General features: G+C 70.9%; 19 protein-coding genes. 17 read left to right on the forward strand and 2 right to left on the reverse strand.

Annotation, left to right across the window (positions count from 1 at the left end):
* Positions 1–23 precede the first annotated feature (23 nt).
* The gene (locus tag KG111_RS07895; protein WP_205290104.1) at positions 24–2111 is read right to left on the reverse strand and encodes an MMPL family transporter; all 2088 of its coding nucleotides are present in this window, start codon (positions 2109–2111) and stop codon (positions 24–26) included.
* A 97-nt stretch (positions 2112–2208) separates the two neighbouring features.
* Here KG111_RS07895 and KG111_RS07900 point away from each other — a divergent pair, with 97 nt between their 5' ends.
* The 17 genes from KG111_RS07900 to KG111_RS07980 all read left to right on the forward strand — a co-directional run bounded on the left by KG111_RS07900 (position 2209) and on the right by KG111_RS07980 (position 19358).
* Positions 2209–2673, forward strand: a complete 465-nt coding sequence (locus KG111_RS07900) for a MarR family winged helix-turn-helix transcriptional regulator (protein WP_205290105.1) — start codon at positions 2209–2211, stop codon at positions 2671–2673.
* 89 nt (positions 2674–2762) lie between these two features.
* The gene (gene thrS / locus KG111_RS07905; RefSeq protein ID WP_205290106.1) at positions 2763–4748 is read left to right on the forward strand and encodes a threonine--tRNA ligase; all 1986 of its coding nucleotides are present in this window, start codon (positions 2763–2765) and stop codon (positions 4746–4748) included.
* Positions 4749–4754: 6 nt separating this feature from the next.
* Complete coding sequence (locus tag KG111_RS07910; RefSeq protein WP_205290107.1) at positions 4755–5741, forward strand: glycoside hydrolase family 25 domain-containing protein; 987 nt, start codon at positions 4755–4757, stop codon at positions 5739–5741.
* A 129-nt stretch (positions 5742–5870) separates the two neighbouring features.
* Complete coding sequence (locus KG111_RS07915; RefSeq protein WP_205290125.1) at positions 5871–6383, forward strand: HIT family protein; 513 nt, start codon at positions 5871–5873, stop codon at positions 6381–6383.
* A 45-nt stretch (positions 6384–6428) separates the two neighbouring features.
* The gene (gene pgsA, locus KG111_RS07920) at positions 6429–7103 is read left to right on the forward strand and encodes a phosphatidylinositol phosphate synthase (protein ID WP_205290108.1); all 675 of its coding nucleotides are present in this window, start codon (positions 6429–6431) and stop codon (positions 7101–7103) included.
* Between the two features lie 29 nt (positions 7104–7132).
* Positions 7133–8023, forward strand: coding sequence for a pyridoxal 5'-phosphate synthase lyase subunit PdxS (pdxS, locus tag KG111_RS07925; RefSeq protein WP_205290109.1), 891 nt, complete (start codon positions 7133–7135; stop codon positions 8021–8023).
* Positions 8013–8600: a pyridoxal 5'-phosphate synthase glutaminase subunit PdxT gene (gene pdxT / locus KG111_RS07930; protein WP_205290110.1), complete on the forward strand. Its 588-nt coding sequence runs from the start codon at positions 8013–8015 to the stop codon at positions 8598–8600. The genes pdxS and pdxT overlap by 11 nt, the downstream gene beginning before the upstream one ends.
* A 67-nt stretch (positions 8601–8667) precedes the next feature.
* A complete protein-coding gene (locus KG111_RS07935; protein WP_205290111.1) occupies positions 8668–9444 on the forward strand; it encodes a YebC/PmpR family DNA-binding transcriptional regulator in 777 nt (258 codons plus the stop codon).
* Between the two features lie 88 nt (positions 9445–9532).
* Positions 9533–10114, forward strand: a complete 582-nt coding sequence (gene ruvC, locus KG111_RS07940) for a crossover junction endodeoxyribonuclease RuvC (RefSeq protein WP_205290126.1) — start codon at positions 9533–9535, stop codon at positions 10112–10114.
* Positions 10111–10713, forward strand: a complete 603-nt coding sequence (gene ruvA / locus KG111_RS07945) for a Holliday junction branch migration protein RuvA (protein ID WP_205290112.1) — start codon at positions 10111–10113, stop codon at positions 10711–10713. Before ruvC ends, ruvA begins: the two co-directional genes overlap by 4 nt.
* 8 nt (positions 10714–10721) lie before the next feature.
* A complete protein-coding gene (gene ruvB / locus KG111_RS07950; RefSeq protein WP_205290113.1) occupies positions 10722–11801 on the forward strand; it encodes a Holliday junction branch migration DNA helicase RuvB in 1080 nt (359 codons plus the stop codon).
* A 132-nt stretch (positions 11802–11933) separates the two neighbouring features.
* Positions 11934–12290, forward strand: a complete 357-nt coding sequence (gene yajC / locus KG111_RS07955; RefSeq protein ID WP_205290114.1) for a preprotein translocase subunit YajC — start codon at positions 11934–11936, stop codon at positions 12288–12290.
* Between the two features lie 2 nt (positions 12291–12292).
* On the forward strand, positions 12293–14053 hold the full coding sequence (secD, locus tag KG111_RS07960) for a protein translocase subunit SecD (RefSeq protein WP_205290115.1): 1761 nt from the start codon (positions 12293–12295) through the stop codon (positions 14051–14053).
* Positions 14053–15318 carry a protein translocase subunit SecF gene (gene secF / locus KG111_RS07965; protein ID WP_205290116.1) on the forward strand — a complete coding sequence of 422 codons (1266 nt, stop codon included), beginning with the start codon at positions 14053–14055 and terminating at the stop codon, positions 15316–15318. Before secD ends, secF begins: the two co-directional genes overlap by 1 nt.
* A 26-nt stretch (positions 15319–15344) precedes the next feature.
* Positions 15345–15884, forward strand: a complete 540-nt coding sequence (locus KG111_RS07970; protein ID WP_372440119.1) for an adenine phosphoribosyltransferase — start codon at positions 15345–15347, stop codon at positions 15882–15884.
* 94 nt (positions 15885–15978) lie between these two features.
* Entirely contained in the window at positions 15979–18210 is a 2232-nt protein-coding gene (locus tag KG111_RS07975; RefSeq protein WP_205290127.1) for a RelA/SpoT family protein, read from the forward strand.
* Between the two features lie 176 nt (positions 18211–18386).
* Positions 18387–19358, forward strand: a complete 972-nt coding sequence (locus tag KG111_RS07980; protein ID WP_205290118.1) for a hypothetical protein — start codon at positions 18387–18389, stop codon at positions 19356–19358.
* Between the two features lie 113 nt (positions 19359–19471).
* Here KG111_RS07980 and KG111_RS07985 read toward each other — a convergent pair whose 3' ends face one another.
* The gene (locus KG111_RS07985) at positions 19472–20713 is read right to left on the reverse strand and encodes a DUF349 domain-containing protein (protein ID WP_249666352.1); all 1242 of its coding nucleotides are present in this window, start codon (positions 20711–20713) and stop codon (positions 19472–19474) included.
* Positions 20714–20722: the final 9 nt, after the last annotated feature.

The raw sequence follows: 20722 nt of genomic DNA on the forward strand, positions 1-20722 counted from the left end.
CCCAGCGCGCTCACCGGCCTCGCTCAGGCGTGCGAGCGCGGCCGCTTCGGCCACCAGAAGCGGTCGCCGAGCCACACCGCGAGCGCAGGCACCACGACGGTGCGCACGAGCAGCGTGTCGAGCAGCACGCCGATGCAGATCACCACGCCGAACTGCGCCAGCACCACCAGCGGCAGCACGCCGAGGACCGCGAAGACGGCCGCGAGCAGGATGCCGGCGCTGGTGATCACGCCGCCGGTGACGGTGAGCGCACGGAGCATGCCGGCGGCGGTGCCGTGCTGGCGCGCCTCCTCTCGCCCGCGGGTGACCAGGAAGATGTTGTAGTCGACCCCGAGCGCGACGAGGAAGACGAACGCGAGCAGCGGCACGCTGACGTCCAGGCTCTCGAAGCCGAAGACGCCGGTGAACAGCCACCAGGACAGCCCCAGGCTGGCCAGGTACGTCGCCAGCACGGTCCCCACCAGCAGGACCGGTGCCACCAGGGAGCGCAGCAGCACCACCAGGGCCAGCAGCACCAGCACCGAGAGCACCGGGACGATCGTGCGCAGGTCGGCGTCCGAGGCGTCACGGCTGTCGATGAGCTCGGCGTGGGTGCCGCCGACGTACGTCTGGTCGAGGTCGGCGACCGCGTCCCGCAGCGCATCGACCGTCTTCTCTGCCTCGGCCTCGCCGGGGCTGGCCTCGATCACCACGTCGACCTGGGCGACTCCGTTGCCGCTGGTCGACGGGTTGGCAGCGACGACGCCGTCGACGCCCTCCACGGCGGCGAGCACCTTCTTGGGGTCCTCGCGGGTCAGCACCTCCACCGGGTCGGCGTTGCCGGCGGGGAAGGACTCGGCCAGCCGCTCGGCGGCGGTGATGGCCTCCGGCTCGTCGAGGAACTTGTCCGAGCCGCTCAGCCCGGTCTGGATGCCCAAGGTCCCGGAGGCGAGGGCGGCGAGGAAGATGCCGGCCAGGACCACCAGGGCCACCGGGCGGCGGTTCACGCCGTCGCCGACGCGGCGCCACAGGCCGCGACCGTCGACGAGCTGGCGGTCACCGACGTGCGGCACCTTCGGCCAGAACACCCAGCGGCCGAACAGCACCAGAGCGGAGGGCAGCACGAGCAGCACGAACGCCGCCGCGATCACGATGCCGATCGCGCAGGCCACGCCGAGGCCACGGGTGTTGGGGAAGACCGACAGCACGAGGGTGAGCAGGCCGAGGAACACGGTGACAGCGCTGGACAGCACCGCCTCCGCGGTCCGTGCGGTGGCCCGGCGCATCGCGACGTACCGGTCCTCGTTGGTCTTGAGCTCCTCGCGGTAGCGGGAGATCAACAACAGTGCGTAGTCCGTGCCGGCGCCGAACACGAGCACGGACAGGATCCCGGTGGTGGAGTTGTTCCAGACCATGCCCAGCACGTCCAGTGACTGCGTCGCCACCGCCACGGTGAGCCGGTCCGCGATGGCCACCACGGTGAGCGGGATGATCCACAGGATGGGGCTGCGGTAGGTGATCAGCAGCAGCAGCGCCACCACGCCGGCGGTGGTCGCGAGCAGCGTGGCGTCGGCGCCCTGGAACACCTCGGAGAGGTCCGCCATCACCGCGGCCGGACCGGTCACCTCGACGCTCACGCCCTCGGGCACGCCGTCCTTGAGCGCCGAGCGCAGGTCGGTCACCAGGTCCCGGTTCTCTCCCGACGTGCCCCCGGGGACGGGAAGCACGGCCAGGGCCGCGGTGCCGTCCTCGCTGGCCGTCACCGGCGGGCCCTTGGGCAGCGAGAGGTCGCTGCGCACGCCGTCCACGAGCTGCTGGAGCTCACCGACCAGGGCGTCGTCGACCGGCTTGTCGCCGGCCGAGTCGCCCGGGTCACCGGCGCTGAACACGGCGATCGCGGTGCTGGTGTCCTCGTCCGGCAGCTGCTCCTGCAGCTGGACCGCGAGCGTGCTGTCCGCGTCGTCGGGCAGCTCGTCGGTCGCACCGCCCGGCACGGCGGCCGAGCCGATCAGTGCCATGAAGGCGATCGCGGCCAGCAGTGGCACGATCGCCACCGCCCAGGCGACGCCGCGGCGGGGGAGCAGCAGCCGGCCGAGACGGCCGTGGGTGTCGGTGTCGCGAGCGCTGGACATGGCGTGCTCCCAGTGACAAAGTTGGTGAGTAAGTGACTACCTAAGAAACTTAGTGAAATGTACTATGGCGAGCAAGGCGAAGGAGGGGGTGGTCGCAGTGAGCGAGGTGTCGACCGAGCGCCAGGCGCCGTACGACGGCTGGAAGCAGACCGAGACGCTCACCCTGCTGCGCCAGCTGCTGGAGGTCGCCCAGCAGGTCCGCCCCAGCGTCGCCGCCCGGGCCGGGCTCAGCATCAACGAGCTCGTCGCCGTGGAGCACCTGTTCACCGAGCCGCTCGGCACCGGTGAGGTGGGCCGCCGCCTGTCGGTGACCTCGGCGGCGACCAGCCAGATCGTGGACCGCCTCGAGCAGCGCGGCCACGTGCGCCGCGAGCCGCACCCCACCGACCGGCGCCGCACGCTCGTGCAGCTCACCGACTCCGGCCGCACCGAGGCCATCGAGCTGCTGATGCCGATGTTCCGCGCCCTCGCCGCCACCGACGCCGACCTGGACGAGGACGAGCGGGCGGTGATCGAGCGCTACCTGCGTCGCGCCATCGGCGCCCTGCGCACGGTCGTCTAGACCGCTCCGCCGCCGGGGCACGGGCTCGGTACGATCGGTGTCCGGCCACACGCCGGCCACTCCACCACCAGCCCCCAAGGAGCTCCTCCGTGTCCGACATCAAGGTCGCCGTCCTCACCGCCGATGCGCGTCAGGACTCGACCCTCACGACGGGCACCAAGGCCTGGGAGCTGTTCCGCGACGACGCCGACGTCATCGCCGCCCGCGTCAACGGCGAGCTCAAGGACCTCTCCTACGAGCTCCTCGACGGCGACGCGGTCGAGGGCGTGCGCATCGACAGCCCCGACGGGCTCGACATCCTGCGCCACTCCACCGCGCACGTGCTGGCCCAGGCGGTGCAGCAGCTGTGGCCCGAGGCCAAGCTCGGCATCGGCCCGCCGATCACCGACGGCTTCTACTACGACTTCGACGTGCCGACGCCGTTCGTGCCCGAGGACCTCGTCAAGCTCGAGTCCGCGATGCGCAAGATCATCAAGGAGAACCAGCGCTTCGACCGTCGCGTCACCACCGACGAGGACGCGCTGGTCGAGCTCGCCGACGAGCCCTACAAGGTCGAGCTGATCGGGCTCAAGGGCTCCGCGGCCGACGCCGCCGAGGGCGCCTCGGCGGAGGTCGGCGGCGGCGAGCTGACCATCTACGACAACATCAACCGCAAGGGCGAGGTCGCCTGGAAGGACCTGTGCCGCGGTCCGCACCTGCCGACCACCAAGCGGATCCCGGCCTTCAAGCTGATGCGCTCGGCCGCCGCCTACTGGCGCGGCGACGAGAAGAACAAGCAGCTGCAGCGCATCTACGGCACCGCCTGGCCGAGCAAGGAGGAGCTGGACGCCTACCTGCACCGCCTCGAGGAGGCCGAGCGACGCGACCACCGCAAGCTTGGCCGCGAGCTGGACCTGTTCAGCTTCCCCGACGAGATCGGGTCGGGCCTGCCGGTCTTCCACCCCAAGGGCGGGGTGATCAAGCGCGCGATGGAGGACTACGTCCGCGAGCGCCACATCGCCGAGGGCTTCGAGTACGTCGGCACCCCGCACATCGCCAAGGAGGGGCTCTTCTACACCTCCGGGCACCTGCCGTACTACGGCGAGGGCATGTACCCGGCCTTCGACGTCGACGGCATGGACTACCGCCTCAAGGCGATGAACTGCCCGATGCACAACCTGATCTACCGCTCGCGCCAGCGCTCCTACCGCGAGCTGCCGCTGCGGCTCTTCGAGTTCGGCCACGTCTACCGCCACGAGAAGTCCGGCGTCATCCACGGCCTCACCCGGGTCCGCGGCTTCGCCCAGGACGACTCGCACTCCTACGTCACCCCCGAGCAGGCACCGGCCGAGGTCGAGCACCTGCTGAACTTCATGCTCAGCCTGCTGCGCGACTTCGGCATCGAAGACTTCTACCTCGAGCTGTCCACCCGCGACGAGGCCAAGGACAAGTTCATCGGCTCCGACGAGGACTGGGCCGTGGCGACCAAGGTCCTCGAGGACGTCGCACGGGCGACCGGTCTCGAGCTCGTGCCCGACCCGGGCGGCGCGGCGTACTACGGGCCCAAGATCTCGGTGCAGGCCAAGGACGCCATCGGCCGCACCTGGCAGATGGGCACGGTGCAGTACGACTTCAACCAGCCCTCGCCTGAGCGCTTCAACCTGGAGTACGTCGCCGCGGACGGCACCCGCAAGCAGCCGGTGATGATCCACTCGGCCAAGTTCGGCTCCATCGAGCGCTTCATGGGTGTACTGGTCGAGCACTACGCCGGCGCCTTCCCTCCGTGGCTCGCCCCGGTGCAGGTGCAGGGCATCCCGATCGCCGAGCGGCACGTGGACTACCTGTACGAGGTCGCGGCCCGGCTGCGCACGCAGGGGATCCGGGTCGAGATCGACGAGTCCGACGACCGGATGCAGAAGAAGATCCGCAACGCGCAGCTGCAGAAGGTGCCGTTCATGCTGATCGCCGGCGACGACGACGTCGAGGCGGGGGCGGTCTCCTTCCGCTACCGCGACGGTCGGCAGGACAACGGCGTCCCGGTCGACGAGGCGATCGCGCGGGTGGCGCAGGCCGTCGCGAGCCGCGAGCAGGTCTGAGCAGCCGTGCGCCGCGCGTCGCTCGCCGGGCTCGGTGCGGTGCTGCTCCTGCTCGCCGGGTGCAGCACCGGGTCCACCTCCGACGACGGCGCGCCGGCGCGCCCTCCGGTCGAGTCCGCCTCGCCGAGCGCGGAGTCCAGTGAGGGCGGCTCGCCCGGAGGCGACGCCGGCGACCCGGGTGACGACGCCGGCGACCTCGCCTCGCTGGCGGAGGGCCTGGCCCGCAAGGGCGACAAGCCGACCAGCGACATCGCCCCGCGCGACGGAGAGGTCCTCGGCGGCGACGTCAGCTGGCCGCAGTGCCCGCGCGGCATGGGGATCCCGCAGAAACAGGGCCTGGCGATGCCGATGCCGCTGCCTGAGGCCGAGTACGTCGTCCTGGGGCTGACCAACGGGCCGGGGTTCACCCCGAACCCCTGCCTGGCCGACCAGGTCGAGTGGGCCCGGACGCACGACGTCCTGGTGGCGGCGTACGCGGTGTCCAGCTATCCCGACGCCGCCACCTTGAAGCGGTACGGCGCCGACGGACCGCACGACGCCTCCACCAAGCTCGGCCGGTTGAAGAACGTCGGCTACCAGCAGGCCCGCTACAACATCGGCACGATGGGCAAGGTCGGGCTGCTCAGCCCCATCATCTGGATCGACATCGAGCCGGTGCCGCTGTTCGAGTGGAGCAGCGACCTGCGCGCCAACGCGGCCGTCATCGAGGGCGTCGCCCGGGGCTACGTCGACGCCGGCTACCGGATCGGCGTCTACTCCACGCCGGCGCTGTACCGCGGCGTCGTGGGCGACCTGACGCTCGACGGCGTTCCCGAGTGGCGCGCCGCCGGACACACCTCGCGGACCGAGGCGCGCAACCGGTGCGGGCCGGACTGGTCCATCCAGGGCGGCACCGCGGTGATGGGGCAGTGGGTGGAGAAGCGACGCGACCAGAACATCACCTGCCCCGGCATCGCCGCCGACCTGGGGCAGTGGTTCCATCGGCTGCGGTGAGTGCGTTGGTCTACCCTTCGGGCACCGGCGCCCGGTGAACCCGGGACCCGTAGCGACGTGCAGCGAAGGAGTGTGAACGCGACCGTGGGAGACCCCGACGGCCTCGAGCGGCTGTGGACACCGCACCGGATGTCGTACGTGCGCGGAGAAGCGGGCGACGCCTCCGCGGACGCCGAGCACGCCGCCCCCGGTGACGCGCAGGCCGTGGATCGGCCGGCGTGCCCCTTCTGCCGGATCACACGCGACCCGGCGACCTCCACCGACGACGACCTCGTCGTCGTGCGCGGCGAGCGCGCGTACGTCGTGCTCAACCTCTACCCGTACAACCCCGGCCACCTCATGGTGCTGCCCTACCGACACGTCGCCGACTACCTCGACCTCGACGACGAGGAGACCGCGGAGGTGACGGCGCTGACCAAGGCGGCGCTGCGCACGATCCGCGAGGTCTCCGCACCGCACGCCTTCAACGTCGGGCTCAACCTGGGCGGCGCGGCCGGCGGCTCGCTCTCGGGCCACCTGCACCAGCACGTCGTTCCGCGTTGGTCCGGCGACGCGAACTTCATGACCGTCATCGGCGGCACCAAGACGCTGCCCCAGCTGCTCAAGGACACCCGCGACCTCGTCGCGGCCGCCTGGCACTGACGTGGCCTGGGACCCGTCCGGGCCCGTGCAGTAGGTTCGTCGATCGTGTTGGAGCGCTTCAAGGAGTTCTGGGGCGGGACCGTCCTCTTCCCGTTCGTGCGGCTGTTCCTGCGGCTGGGCATCAGCCCGGACGCGGTGACGCTGGTCGGCACGATCGGTGTGTGCGCGGGCGCGCTGATCTTCTTCCCCCAGGGCCACCTGCTCATCGGGGTCCTGGTGATCACGGCGTTCGTGTTCAGCGACCTCATCGACGGCCGGATGGCCCGCGAGCTCGGCCGGAAGTCCCGCTTCGGTGCGTTCTGGGACTCCACGCTCGACCGGATCGGCGACGGTGCGGTCTTCGGCGGCCTGGCGCTGTACTTCGCCGGCCTCACCGACCACGACGGTGCCTCCGACCTCTACCTCTGCCTCGCGCTGTGGTGCCTGGTCATGGGATCGGTGACCTCCTACGCCCGCGCCCGCGCCGAGTCCCTGGGGATGGACGCCAAGGGCGGCATCGCGGAGCGCTCCGATCGGCTCGTGTCGATCCTGGTGATGACCGGTCTCAGCGCGATCTTCGACCTGCCGGTCCTGATGTACGTGACGCTGTGGGTGCTGGCCGCCGCCACCGCCTACACCGTGGTGTTCCGGGTGGCGAAGGTCTACCGCCAGGCCCGCAAGCTGGACGCCGCCGACGCCGCTGCCGCGCCGGGGGAGAGCGCCCCCGAGACGCACTCGTGAACAGCGTTCGGGAGTCCTAGACTCGCTTCATGAGCGAGCAGGAGCACGGCACCACCCGGGTCAAGCGCGGCATGGCCGAGATGCTGAAGGGCGGCGTGATCATGGACGTGGTCACCCCCGAGCAGGCCAAGATCGCCGAGGACGCCGGAGCCGTCGCCGTGATGGCGCTCGAGCGGGTCCCCGCCGACATCCGCGCCCAGGGCGGGGTGTCGCGGATGAGCGACCCCGACATGATCGACGGCATCATCGAGGCCGTCTCGATCCCGGTGATGGCCAAGGCCCGGATCGGCCACTTCGCCGAGGCGCAGGTCCTGCAGGCCCTCGGCGTGGACTACATCGACGAGTCCGAGGTGCTCACCCCGGCCGACTACGCCCACCACATCGACAAGTGGTCCTTCACCGTGCCGTTCGTGTGTGGCGCCACCAACCTCGGCGAGGCGCTGCGTCGGATCACCGAGGGCGCGGCGATGATCCGCTCCAAGGGCGAGGCCGGCACCGGCGACGTGTCCAACGCGGTGACCCACATGCGCACCATCCGCACCGAGCTGCGCCGCCTCAGCGTGCTCTCCGACGACGAGCTGTACGTCGCCGCGAAGGAGCTCCAGGCGCCGTACGACCTGGTCGTGGAGGTGGCGCGCAGCGGCAAGCTGCCGGTCGTGCTGTTCACCGCCGGCGGCATCGCCACCCCGGCGGACGCCGCGATGATGATGCAGCTCGGCGCCGAGGGCGTCTTCGTGGGCTCGGGCATCTTCAAGTCCGGCAACCCCGCCCAGCGGGCCGAGGCGATCGTCAAGGCGACCACCTTCTTCGACGACGCCGACGTGGTCGCGAAGGTCTCGCGCGGCCTGGGTGAGGCGATGGTCGGGATCAACGTCGACGAGATCCCGCAGCCGCACCGTCTCGCCGAACGTGGCTGGTAGCCGCCCCACCGTCGGCGTCTTCGCGCTGCAGGGCGACGTCCGCGAGCACCTGCACACTCTCGCCGCGCTCGGCGCGACCGCGATCGCGGTACGACGGCCCGCCGAGCTCGAGGACTGCGACGCCCTCGTCCTGCCGGGCGGGGAGTCGACCACCATGGCCAAGCTCGCCCGCACCTTCGACCTGCTCGAGCCGCTGCGCGAGCGCGTCGCCGGCGGGATGCCGACCTTCGGCACCTGCGCCGGGATGATCCTGCTCGCCGACGAGATCAGCGGCGGCGCCGCCGGCCAGGAGACCATCGGTGGGCTCGACGTCACCGTGCGCCGCAACGCCTTCGGCCGCCAGGTCGACTCGTTCGAGGCGGCCCTTCCCTTCGCGGGTCTGGAGGAGCCGGTGCACGCCGTCTTCATCCGGGCGCCCTGGGTCGAGCGGGCGGGGGAGGGCGTCGAGGTGCTCGCCACCGCGCACGACCACCCGGTCGCCGTACGACAGGGGCACCTGATGGCGACGTCGTTCCATCCCGAGGTCGACGGGGACGGGCGGGTGCACCGGATCTTCGTCGAGCTGCTCGGGCGATAGACTTCCTCGTTGTCCGCGTTGCGGAGCCGTCGCCGAATGATCGCCTAAGGGAACGGAAGAGGTACTGATGTCGGGCCACTCCAAGTGGGCAACCACGAAGCACAAGAAGGCGGCGATCGACGCCAAGCGCGGCAAGCTCTTCGCCAAGCTGATCAAGAACATCGAGATCGCGGCGAAGATGGGCGGCCCCGACCCTTCCGGCAACCCCACGCTGTACGACGCCATCCAGAAGGCGAAGAAGCAGTCGGTGCCCAACAAGAACATCGACTCCGCGGTCAAGCGCGGCGGTGGCCTCGAGGGTGGCGGCGTCGACTACGAGACGATCATGTACGAGGTCTACGGCCCCCAGGGCGTCGCCCTGCTGGTGGAGTGCCTCACCGACAACCGCAACCGGGCCGCGATGGAGGTCCGCACCGCGGTCACCCGCAACGGCGGCACCATGGCCGACCCCGGCTCGGTCTCCCGGCTGTTCAACCGCAAGGGCGTCGTGGTGGTGCCGAAGACGCAGGAGGACAAGGAGGTCTCCGAGGACGACGTCCTGGAGGCCACGCTCGACGCGGGCGCCGAGGAGGTCAAGGACCTCGGTGACACCTTCGAGGTGCAGTCCGAGGCCTCCGACGTGGTCGCCGTGCGCACCGCGCTGCAGGACGCCGGCATCGACTACGACTCCGCCGAGGTCCAGTTCGTCGCCACGCTCGACATCCCGGTCGCCGACCCCGAGGCGGCCGGCAAGGTGTTCCGCCTCGTCGACGCCGTGGACGACCTCGACGACGTGCAGAACGTCTTCGTCAACGCCGACATCGCCGACGAGGTCCTCGAGGCGCTCGAGGCGCTCGACGCCTGATCGCGGAGCCGGGCGTGTCCTCACCGCCACGCCCGGTGCCGCCCGATAGCGTGTGTCCGAACATCTGTTCGGACGAGAGGTGAGGGCCTTGCGCGTGCTCGGGATCGACCCGGGGCTGACCCGCTGCGGCATGGGCGTGGTCGAGGGCAGCATCGGCCGTCCGCTCGGCCTGGTCGACGTCGGCGTGGTCCGGACCTCCGCCGGGATCCCGGTGCCCGAGCGTCTGGTCACCATCGAGCGTGGTGTGGACGCCTGGCTCGACGAGCACACCCCGGACGCGGTCGCGATCGAGCGGATCTTCGCCCGCTCCGACGTCAGCACGATCATGGGCACCGCGCAGGCCGCCGGCATCGCGATGGTGTGCGCCGCTCGCCGCGGGCTCCCCGTCGCCCTGCACACGCCGAGCGAGGTGAAGGCGGCGGTCTCGGGCAACGGCCGCGCCGACAAGGCCCAGGTCGGGGCGATGGTGACCCGGATCCTGCGCCTGGACGCCATGCCCAAGCCTGCTGACGCCGCCGACGCCCTGGCGCTGGCCATCACCCACATCTGGCGGGGCGGCAGCCAGTCCCGGATCGAGGCCGCCCTCGCCGCGTCCCGCACCACACCCGCCCGCACCACATCAGCCCGGACATCCGTCCGCACACCCGTCCGCCGAGGAGGAGCCCGATGATCGCGTTCGTGCGTGGGAACGTCGCCGCGACCAGCCTGAGCAGCGCGGTCGTCGACGTCGGCGGCATCGGTTTCGAGCTGATGTGCACGCCGGGCACCCTGGCCCGGCTGCGCACCGGCACGGTGGCGACGCTGCCGACCTCGATGGTGGTGCGCGAGGACTCGATGACCCTCTACGGCTTCGCCGACGAGGAGGAGAAGGTCGTCTTCGAGCTCGTGCAGACCGCCTCCGGCGTAGGCCCGAAGGTGGCGCAGGCGATCATCGCGGTGCTCTCCCCGGACGGGGTGCGCACGGCGATCCTCAACGAGGACGTCAAGACGCTGACCAAGGTGCCCGGCATCGGGCAGAAGGGCGCGCAGCGGATCATCCTCGAGCTCAAGGACCGCATCGGCGCCCCCACCGGCACCGGCGGCGCCGCCGCGACGCCCGCCGCTGCCGCCTGGCGCGAGCAGGTCCACCAGGGTCTCGTCGGTCTCGGCTACAGCGCCCGGGACGCGGAGAAGGCGGTCGAGGCGGTCGCCGACGAGGCCGGTACGACGACCAGCCCCGACGTCGGCGCGCTGCTGCGCTCCGCCCTGCGCTCGCTGTCGAAGGCCTGAGGCAGGACGTGGCGTTCCACGAGGACGAGCTCGCCGCAGCCGAGGACACCCATTTCCGTTCGCTGACGGCGGCGGAGGCCGACGGCGACGAGCGGGCGGTCGAGGCGGCGCTGCGCCCCCGCAGCCTGGACGAGGTGGTCGGGCAGTCCCGGGTGCGCGACCAGCTCGGCCTGGTGCTGGAGGCGGCCCGCCAACGCGGCCGGGCACCCGACCACGTGCTGCTGTCGGGGCCGCCGGGCCTGGGCAAGACCACCCTGGCCATGATCATCTCGCACGAGATGAACGCCCCGCTGCGCATCACCAGCGGTCCCGCGATCACGCACGCCGGCGACCTGGCCGCGATCCTGTCGGGGATGAACGAGGGCGAGGTGCTCTTCGTCGACGAGATCCACCGGATGTCGCGGCCCGCCGAGGAGATGCTCTACATGGCGATGGAGGACTTCCGGGTCGACGTCGTCATCGGCAAGGGCCCCGGCGCCACGGCGATCCCGCTGGAGATCCCTCCCTTCACGCTTGTCGGAGCCACCACCCGCGCCGGCCTGCTGCCCGGCCCGCTGCGGGACAGGTTCGGGTTCACCGCCCACCTGGAGTTCTACGAGCCCGACGAGCTCGAGCTGATCGTGCGCCGCTCGGCCGGCCTGCTGGGCGTGGACCTCGGCCCGGGCGGTGCCGCCGAGATCGCCGGCCGCTCGCGCGGCACCCCGCGCATCGCCAACCGGCTGCTGCGCCGGGTGCGCGACTACGCCCAGGTGCGCGCCGACGGGCTGGTGACCCGCCCGGTCGCGCAGGCCGCGCTCGACCTCTACGAGGTCGACGAGCTGGGCCTGGACCGGCTGGACCGCGCCGTGCTCGACGTGCTGTGCCGCCGCTTCGGCGGGGGACCGGTGGGTGTGTCCACCCTCGCGGTGGCCGTCGGCGAGGAGCGGGAGACCGTCGAGGAGGTCGCCGAGCCGTTCCTGGTCCGCAACGGCTTCCTGGCCCGCACCCCGCGGGGCCGGATCGCCACCCCCGCGGCGTGGGCGCACCTCGGTCTGACTCCGCCCCGGCAGCTGCCGGGAGCGACAGACGTCACCCTTTTCGAGGCCTGACTCCACCCCACGCGACCCGCGGCGAAGGTGCCGCCGATCACGGTCTGGTGGGGTTGCGTCGCTACACTTGCCCGTCGGCCCGCCGTACCCAACTGAGGCGGGGTCATACGTCATGCGCTGAGAGGTTGATCGGTGGAGGAACTCGTCCCCTGGCTGTGGATCGTCGCGATCGCGTTGGTCTTCTGGCTGTTGATCATCCGCCCTGCGTCGCGACGCCAGAAGCAGATGCTCGAGCTGCAGAACGCCCTCGCCGTCGGTGACGACGTCATGCTGACCTCGGGCATCCTCGCCACCATCGTCGGCACCACCGACGACCACCTCGAGGTCGAGATCGCCCCCGGCGTGGTCATCCGCGTGGTCCGCGGTGCCGTCGGCTCGGTGCGCCGCGACGAGGACGTGGAGGCCGCCGAGGTCGATGACGCCGCCGACGCGGACGTCGCCGACGAGGCCGGCGAGCCCGGTACCCGCCCCGACAACGAGGAGCGCTGAGCATGGCGGCTCGCCGTCCGCGCCCCGGGCGCACCCTGATCATCTTCTTCCTCGGCCTGGCGATCTGCTACGGCCTGGTCGCGCTGACCGGCACGTGGAAGCCGACCCTGGGTCTCGACCTGCAGGGCGGCACCCGGATCACCCTGACCGCCGAGAAGGCGCCGAGCTCGGAGAACCTGGAGGAGGCGCGCCGGATCATCGACCAGCGCGTCAACGGCTCCGGTGTCGCCGAGGCGGCCGTGGCGACCCAGGGCGGTCGCAGCATCGTCGTGGAGGTGCCCGGCAAGAACACCAACCGGGCCGAGCTCGAGGAGACCGTCAAGCGGCAGGCGCAGCTCCGGTTCCGCCTGGTCGCCTGCTCCGAGAACAACCCCAACGGCCCCTGCGCCACCGCCGGCGGCGGTCTGCCGGGCGGCCTCGAGGGTCTCGGCCGGGCGCCGCTCAACCTCGCTGCGCCCGGCGACGAGCCCAGCGACGACGCCAGCGCCCCCGCTGGCGAGGCCAGCGACCAGCCCACGGACCAGCCCGCCGAGAGCGGTGCGCCGACCGCTGAGAACCCGGCGGGCAAGGGCAAGGCGTGGACCGTCCAGGAGGCGATCGACTGGACGCGCGCCCCGGACCCGGCCGCCATCGCGTCGTACAACGAGCACACCTGCGGCGAGGACGGCGTGCTGCTCGACGCCAACGGCCAGCCGGCCGACCTGCCCGACGACCCGGACGCGCCGCTGGTGGCCTGCTCGAAGCCGGAGAAGGACGAGCCGGTCATCAAGTACCTGCTCAGCCCCTCGGTCGTCGAGGGCACCGAGCTCGACGACGCCAGCGCGACGACCCCGCAGAACAGCGTCGGCTGGGTCGTGGCCATCGAGATGGGCAACGACAAGAAGAGGGCCCGGCCGAAGGGTTCCCCCGGCGCCTCCGACGACTTCGAGGCCGTCTCGCGTGCCTTCGCCGGCACCGAGGAGCAGTTCGCCGTCGTCCTGGACGGCCAGGTGCTCACCGCCCCGGTGATGAACGCCGTCATCACCGACGGCCGCTCGCAGATCGAGGGCAACTTCACCGAGCAGTCGGCCCTCGACCTCGCCAACAGCCTGAAGTTCGGTGCGCTGCCGATCGCCTTCGACGACGAGCAGACCTCGGTCGAGGAGATCGGCCCGTCGCTGGCCGGCAACCAGCTCACCGCCGGCCTCACCGCGGGCGGCATCGGCCTCGGCCTGGTGATGCTCTACTGCCTGCTCTACTACCGCGGGCTCGGCCTCGTGGTGGTCAGCTCGCTGGCCGTGGCCGCTGCCGTGACCTACGCGATGGTGCTGCTGCTCAGCGAGACCGCCGGGTTCACGCTCACCCTGCCCGGCATCGCCGGGTTGATCATCGCGGTGGGTGTCACCGCCGACTCCTTCATCATCTTCTTCGAACGCATCCGGGACGAGATGCGTGAGGGCAAGTCGATGCGGGTCGCGGTGGAGACCGGCTGGGCCCGTGCCCGGGTCACCCGGGTCGCCGCGAACACCGTGCAGCTCCTCTCCGCAGTGATCCTGTACTTCTTCGCCACCGGCGCGGTGAAGGGCTTCGGCTTCGCGCTCGGCCTGACCACCCTCATCGACCTCGCGGTGCTGTTCTGGTTCACCAAGCCGATGGTGTCCTGGCTGGCCCAGTTCCGCTTCTTCAACTCCGGGCACAAGCTGTCCGGCCTCAGCAAGGAGACGCTGGGCATGGACGTCCCCAAGCGCACCGAGCGCCCCGCCACCGTCGGAGGAGGTGCCTGATGGGCAAGATGTCCCGCCTGGGCAACGACCTGTACCAGGGCGACAAGTCCTTCGACTTCGTCTCCAAGACCTGGCGTTGGTACGTGATCTCGCTGGTCCTCGTCGGTGCGGCGATGCTCACGCTCTACCTCAAGCCGCTCAACATGGGTGTGGAGTTCGTCGGCGGCACGACGTACTCCATCCCGGTCGGCCAGGGCAACGCGACCCAGGACAAGGCCGACGAGCTGCGTGACAAGGTCGGCGAGGCCGGCATCGAGAACGCGGAGAACCCGGTGGTCACCACCGAGGGCAACGCGACGCTCACGCTGCAGGTGGAGAACCTCACCGAGGAGCAGCGCAACGAGCTCTCGCAGGTCGTCCAGGAGCAGTTCCCCGACGTCACCGACAACGAGATCTCCAAGACCGACATCGGCCCGAGCTGGGGTGCGGAGGTCGCCAAGAAGGCGCTGCTCGGCATCGCCCTGTTCCTGGTCGCCGTCGTGATCTTCATCTGGGCCTACTTCCGCGAGTGGCGGATGTCGGTGGCCGCGCTGCTGGCGCTGTTCCACGACATCGCGCTCACCGTCGGCATCTACGCCCTGTCCGGGTTCCAGGTGACCCCGGCGGCCGTCACCGGCCTGCTCGCGATCCTCGGGTTCTCCCTCTACGACACCGTGGTGGTGTTCGACAAGGTGAAGGAGAACACCACGGTCCTGCGCAAGAGCACCCAGACGTACGCCGAGGCGGCGAACCTCGCGGTGAACCAGACCCTGGTGCGCTCGATCAACACCTCGATCGTCGCGCTCATCCCGCTCGGCGCGATCCTCTACGTGACCGCCGTGCAGCTCGGCGCCAGCTCGCTGCAGGACCTGGCCCTGGCGCAGTTCGTCGGCATGGCGGTGGGCGTGTACTCCTCGGTCATGCTCGCGCCGCGGATCCTGGTGCAGATGAAGATGCGCGAGTCCGAGACCCAGCTCCAGGCGCGTCGTGCGCGGGCCAAGAAGCGGGCTCTGGCCGACCGGTACGCCATGGTCCCGGCCGCCGTGGACGAGTCCCCGGTCGGTCCGGTGGTGGACTTCGAGGACGCCGCGGAGCTGCAGGAGCTCGAGGACGGCGACGACGACGCCGAGTACGAAGACGTGCCGTCGCGTCGCGCCGGCACGCCCAACACGGATGCGCTCGGCAAGGGGCGGGTGCTGCCGGCCAGCTCCCGTCCGGTCGCCGAGCGCGGCTCGGGCCGGGCGCAGCCGGTGCGTCAGCCGCGCTCCAAGCGCGGCAAGAAGTGACCGTCATGTCGTCTCGCGTCGACGCGTTGAGCCGCGCCAGCGAGGCGCTGCAGCGCCTGGTCCGCGACATCCCCGACTTCCCCGAGCCGGGGGTGGTGTTCAAGGACATCACCCCGCTGCTCGCCGACCCCGACGGCTTCGCCGCCGTCGTGGAGGGGCTGGCGCAGGCCGGGCGGGACGCCGACGGTGCGGTCGTGGTGGACAAGGTCGTCGGCATGGAGGCTCGTGGCTTCATCCTCGCCGCCCCCGTCGCGCTGGCGCTCGGCGTCGGCTTCGTGCCCGTCCGCAAGGCGGGCAAGCTGCCGCACGACACCCACCAGGCCACCTACGACCTGGAGTACGGCTCGGCCGTCATCGAGCTGCACCGCGACAGCCTGCAGGCCGGGGAGCGGGTGCTGTTGCTCGACGACGTGCTGGCGACCGGTGGCACCGCCCGTGCCGCCGCCGACCTGGTCGGCCGCTGCGGCGCCGTACCGGTGGGGCTGGCCGTGCTCATCGAGCTGGGCTTCCTGCCCGGACGCGCCACGGTCGGCGACCTGCCGGTGTCGGCGCTGCTCACCGTGTGAGTCCCAATAGACTGATGGAATGACCGAGGAGCGCACCCCACCCGTGTCGCGGGAAGCCGTGCCGACGTCGGTCGAGCCCGCCACCGGCCGCAGCATGCGGGCCCGGCTCGCCCGGATGGGCGGTCGCACCCAGACCGTCAACCCGGTGCTGGAGCCGCTCTTCCGCGCCGTACGGGCCAACCACCCGAAGGCGGACCTGGCGCTGCTGGAGCGCGCCTACGTGCTCGCCGAGCGGCTGCACGCCGACCAGAAGCGCAAGAGCGGCGACCCGTACATCACCCACCCGCTGGCGGTGACCACCATCCTGGCCGGCATCGGGATGACCGAGTCGACCCTGGTGGCGGCGCTGCTGCACGACACCGTCGAGGACACGCCGTACACCCTCGAGGAGTGCCGCAACGACTTCGGTGACGAGGTCGCCCGGCTCGTCGACGGGGTGACCAAGCTCGACAAGGTGCAGTACGGCGACTCCGCCGACGCCGAGACGATCCGCAAGATGATCGTGGCGATGTCGCGCGACATCCGGGTGCTGGTGATCAAGCTCGCCGACCGGCTGCACAACATGCGCACCCTGCGCTTCGTCAAGCAGTCCACCCAGGAGCGCAAGGCACGCGAGACGCTCGACATCTACGCTCCGCTGGCCCACCGCCTGGGCATGAACACGATCAAGTGGGAGCTCGAGGACCTCGCGTTCGCGGCGCTGCACCCCAAGATCTACGACGAGATCGTGCGGATGGTGGCCGAGCGCGCGCCGTCGCGCGACTCGTTCCTGGCCGAGGTGATCACCCAGGTCGAGAAGGACCTGCGCGAGGCCAAGATCAAGGCCACCGTCACCGGCCGGCCCAAGCACTACTACTCGATCTACCAGAAGATGATCGTCGGCGGCCGCGAGTTCTCCGACATCTACGACCTGGTCGGTATCCGCATCCTCGTCGAGGAGGACCGCGACTGCTACGGCGTCCTCGGTGTGCTGCACTCGCGCTGGAACCCCGTGCTCGGGCGGTTCAAGGACTACGTCGCGATGCCGAAGTTCAACATGTACCAGTCGCTGCACACCACCGTGATCGGCCCGCAGGGCAAGCCGGTGGAGATGCAGATCCGGACCTTCGCGATGCACCGCCGCGCCGAGTACGGCGTCGCGGCGCACTGGAAGTACAAGGAGGACGGCCGCGCCGGTCACGACACCGACAAGCGCGCCGACCCCGACGACATGAGCTGGGTCCGCCAGCTGCTGGACTGGCAGAGCGAGGTCGAGGACCCGGGCGAGTTCCTGGAGTCGCTGCGCTTCGAGATCAACCAGACCGAGACCTACGTCTTCACCCCGCGCGGCGACGTGATCGCGCTGCCCTCCGGCTCCACCCCGGTCGACTTCGCCTACGCGGTGCACACCGAGGTCGGCAACCGCACGATCGGCGCCCGCGTCAACGGCCGCCTGGTGCCGTTGGAGTCGAGGCTGGAGAACGGCGACGTGGTGGAGGTGTTCACCTCCAAGGCCGAGGGCGCCGGTCCCTCGCGCGACTGGCTGAACTTCGTGAAGTCCCCGCGCGCCCGCTCCAAGATCCGGCAGTTCTTCACCAAGGAACGCCGCGAAGAAGCGATCGAGCGCGGCAAGGACGAGATCGGCAAGCTGATGCGCAAGGAGGGCCTGCCCCTCAAGCGCCTGCTCACCCACGACTCGCTGTCGCTGGTCGCCGAGGCGTTCCGCCTCGCCGACGTCACCGCGCTGTACGCCGCCGTGGGGGAGTCCAACCTCTCCGCGCAGGCCGTGGTGCGCAAGGTCATCGAGCTGCACGGCGGCGACGACGGGGCACAGGAGGACCTGGCCGAGGCGGTCACGATCACGGGTCGTGGACGTCGTACCGGACGCAGCACCAGCGGCGACTCCGGCGTCGTGGTCACCGGCTCGCCCGACGTGTGGGTCAAGCTCGCCAAGTGCTGCACCCCGGTGCCGCCCGACCCGATCCTCGGCTTCGTCACCAAGGGCGGCGGCGTCTCGGTGCACCGCAAGGACTGCACCAACGCCGCGAGCCTCCTCAGCCAGCCCGAGAAGCTCGTCGACGTCGAGTGGGCGCCGACCGGCCACTCCACGTTCCTGGTCAACATCCAGGTCGAGGCCCTCGACCGCTCCCGGCTCCTCTCCGACATCACCATGGCGCTCTCCGACGCGCACGTGAACATCCTGTCCGCGAACCTGACCACCTCCCGCGACCGGGTCGCCAAGTCCCGGTTCACCTTCGAGATGGGCGACGCCAAGCACCTCGACACCGTCCTGACCGCCGTCCGCGGCGTCCCCGGCGTCTTCGACGCGTACCGCGTCACGAGTTAGCGGTGGGGTGCAGGAATCCCCGGTCGACCGGGGATTCCTGCGCTGGTGGCGCCTCGGCGGGTCCGAAAGCGTGAAGAAACCTCCGCCCGCCTCGCTGCCACCGTCGTACCAGCGGTCGTCCACAGGGGACGACCCCGCAGGATTGGGCAGGACGGCACCCGGGGCAATGCCTTCGCATGACCCTGTCAGCGGACGACGTCCGCCTCCTGCCGCTGTCGCTGCGCCGTGAGCTCATCGCTGCCGGACACACGGATCGCAGCCTGGCCCGCGGGCTGCGCACGGGCGCTCTTGCGAGGCCGCGACGAGGCGCCTACGTCGACGGCCACATGTGGGCAGGGCTCACCGACGAGGAGAGGTACGCCGTCCGCGCCCGGGCGGCGTACCGTCAGGCAGGTACCGATGTCGTACTGAGCCACGCGTCGGCGCTCCCGTTCCTGGACGCACCCCTGTGGGGTCACGACCTGGCCGACGTGCACCTGACCCGGCGTGACGGGCGCACCGGGCGGCGCGAGGCAGGGATACGGCAGCATCGAGGGCGGCTGGTGGACGGCGACATCGTCGAGGCGAACGGCTTGCTCGTCTCGTCGCCTGTGCGGGCGACGTTGGAGGTCGCGACGCTCGTATCCGTCGAGGCGTCACTCGCCGTGGCCAACCACTTCCTCCACCGTGGCGCCCTCACCATCGAGCAGCTGCACGGCCGCTATGAGTCGCCGCTGCTTCACTGGCCGGCCTCGTTGGGCACGACTCTCATGCTGCGTCTGGCCGACCCCAGGATCGAGTCCGTCGGGGAGAGCCGTACGGCGTACTTCCTCTGGCGCAGCTGCCTGCCGAAGCCAGTGCCGCAGTTCGAGGTGTTCGACGGTCATGTCCTCGTCGGGAGACTGGACTTCGCGTTCCCCGACCTCGGCATCTGGCTGGAGTTCGATGGCAGGGTGAAGTACGAACGCTTCCGCCGCCCGGGGGAGGCGATCGTGGACGTGGTCCTCCGAGAGAAGCGGCGCCAGGATCGGATCGAGGAGATCACGGGATGGCGTTGCCTGCGGATCGTGTGGGCGGACCTGGCGCGGCCCGCCGCGCTAGAACGGCGCATCCTGCAGTTGGTCGATGACGTGGCCAGGACGCGCGGTGTGCGGCGAGACCAGGCCTGACGCACCATCTGCAACAGAGGACGGGTGTTTCCTGCGATTCAGGGCGCTCTTGGCCCGGAAAACGCAGGAATCCCCGGTCGACCGGGGATTCCTGCGTCTTGTTACCGGAGCCCTCAGGCGCCGTACTCCGCAGACGCCCGCCGGGCCATCTCCAGGAAGGACCGCCGCCCCTGGAGGTTCTCCTCGAGCTCGCGGATCTTCTTCGCATCACCCTGGCCGCGGGCGGCGTCGAGCTTGGCCTCGGCGTCGGCGATGGCGGCCTCGAGCTTGGCGACCATGTCCTCGGCGCGGGCGGACTTCTCCGGGTCCGAGCGCTTCCACTGGTCGTCCTCGGCCTTGCGGATGGCCTGCTCGATGGCGCGCATGCGGCCCTCGAGGTCCTTGATCCGGTCGCGGGGGACCTTGCCGGCCTCGTCCCACTTGTCGGCGACCTCGCGGAAGGCGGCCTTGGCGGCGGCGACGTCGCCGGTCTCGGCGAGGGGGCCGAGGATCGCCTCGGCCTCGACGAGGAGCTGCTCCTTGACCTCGGCGTTGGCGGCGAACTCGGAGTCGAGGGCGGCGTTGGCGGCGTCGCGGGCACCGAAGAAGGTGTCCTGGGCGGCGCGGAAGCGCTGCCAGAGCTGGTCGTCGACGGTCTTGGGTGCGGGACCGGCGGCCTTCCAGTCCCGCATCAGGTCGCGGTAGCGGCCTGAGGTGGGGCCCCACTCGGTGGAGCCGGACAGTGCCTCGGCCTCGGCGACGAGGCGCTCCTTGACGACCCGGGCGGAGTCGCGCTTCTCGTCCTGCTCGGCGAAGTGCGCCTTGCGGGCCTTGGTGTAGGCGGAGCGGGCCGAGGAGAACCGCTTCCACAGCGCGTCGTCGGCGGCCTTGTCGATGCGGGGGAGCTGCTTCCACGTCTCGAGCAGCTCGCGGAGCCGGTTGGCGCCGTTGCGCCAGTCGCGACCGGCGGCGATGCGCTCGGCCTCCTCGGCGAGCTTCTCCTTCTCCTCGCGCGCCTGCGCCGACTTCGCGGCCTTCGCGGCACGGCGCGCCTCGCGCTGGGTGGCGATGACGGGGCCGAGCTCGTCGAGGCGGCGGGCGAGCAGGGAGAGGTCGCCGACCGCCGCCGCGTCGGTGACCTGCTCGCGCACGAGCTTCACCGACGAGACCGCCTCCTCCGGGGAGAGCACCCCGGAGATGACCCTGCGGTGCAGCAGGTCCACCTCGAGCGCGAGGTTGTCGTAGCGCTTGGTGTAGAACGCCAGCGCCTCCTCGGGTGAGGCGTCGGGCATCTGCCCGACAGGTCGCTCGCCGTCGGCTGTCTTCACGTAGACGGTGCCGTCGTCGTCGACGCGGCCCCAGTCGGAGGTAGTCACAGTGGGCCA

The sequence above is a fragment of the Nocardioides faecalis genome, assembly GCF_018388425.1.
Taxonomy (GTDB): Bacteria; Actinomycetota; Actinomycetes; order Propionibacteriales; family Nocardioidaceae; genus Nocardioides; species Nocardioides faecalis.

Coding starts and splice junctions, on each gene's coding strand:
- secD (WP_205290115.1), top strand. CDS start 12,293: ATGGCGGCTCGCCGTCCGCGCCCCGGGCGCACCCTGATCATCTTCTTC.
- KG111_RS07935 (WP_205290111.1), top strand. CDS start 8,668: ATGTCGGGCCACTCCAAGTGGGCAACCACGAAGCACAAGAAGGCGGCG.
- KG111_RS07895 (WP_205290104.1), bottom strand. CDS start 2,111: ATGTCCAGCGCTCGCGACACCGACACCCACGGCCGTCTCGGCCGGCTG.
- pdxS (WP_205290109.1), top strand. CDS start 7,133: ATGAGCGAGCAGGAGCACGGCACCACCCGGGTCAAGCGCGGCATGGCC.
- KG111_RS07915 (WP_205290125.1), top strand. CDS start 5,871: ATGTCGTACGTGCGCGGAGAAGCGGGCGACGCCTCCGCGGACGCCGAG.
- KG111_RS07980 (WP_205290118.1), top strand. CDS start 18,387: ATGACCCTGTCAGCGGACGACGTCCGCCTCCTGCCGCTGTCGCTGCGC.
- secF (WP_205290116.1), top strand. CDS start 14,053: ATGGGCAAGATGTCCCGCCTGGGCAACGACCTGTACCAGGGCGACAAG.
- KG111_RS07975 (WP_205290127.1), top strand. CDS start 15,979: ATGCGGGCCCGGCTCGCCCGGATGGGCGGTCGCACCCAGACCGTCAAC.
- ruvA (WP_205290112.1), top strand. CDS start 10,111: ATGATCGCGTTCGTGCGTGGGAACGTCGCCGCGACCAGCCTGAGCAGC.